Annotated in this window: 1 pseudogene; it reads left to right on the top strand. The window is 43.8% G+C overall.

Annotated features, from left to right (window positions below):
* Nucleotides 1-557, top strand: a pseudogene (locus R7Z47_RS26315) (biotin-dependent carboxyltransferase family protein); the annotation flags it as partial.

Raw genomic sequence — 557 nt, 5'->3', positions numbered from 1 at the left:
CTATTGCCAATTGGTCGGATTTTTCGATAAAAAAAGGTCAAAAGCTTCAGTTCGGAATGGCGAAAAATGGCCTTCGCGCCTATCTCGCTGTAAAAGGTGGCTTCAATGTGCCTGAGCACCTTGGGAGCTCATCGACCGTGCTTCGTGAAGCATTAGGTGGACTAGAAGCCAATGGTAACGCTCTAAAAGCTGGAGATGTTCTCCCTTTTGACGCTCATTCATTACCTAACCATAAACCAAGAATCATGACATTTCGTTTCAAGCCAGATTACAACTTGCCAATTACACTGCGGGTTATTGAAGGTTATCAATGTGATGATTTCAGTGTTGAAGCTAAAGAAAAATTCTATTCGGGAAGCTTTGCGATCTCGCCAGACTCTAATCGAATGGGCTATCGCCTTGAAGGAAATACGGTAAAGCCACCTTATGATGGCATCTTATCTGAAGGGATCGCGCTAGGCGCCATTCAAATTCCCCATGATGGTAATCCGATTGTATTACTCAATGACCACCAAACCATTGGTGGGTATCCAAAGCTTGGTTGTGTTGCAAGAATA

The sequence above is a fragment of the Vibrio sp. 1641 genome (assembly GCF_033339995.1).
GTDB lineage: Bacteria > Pseudomonadota > Gammaproteobacteria > Enterobacterales > Vibrionaceae > Vibrio > Vibrio alginolyticus.
The sequence above is the reverse complement of the archived record's forward strand: the minus strand, read 5'-3'. Positions and strand labels throughout refer to the sequence as shown.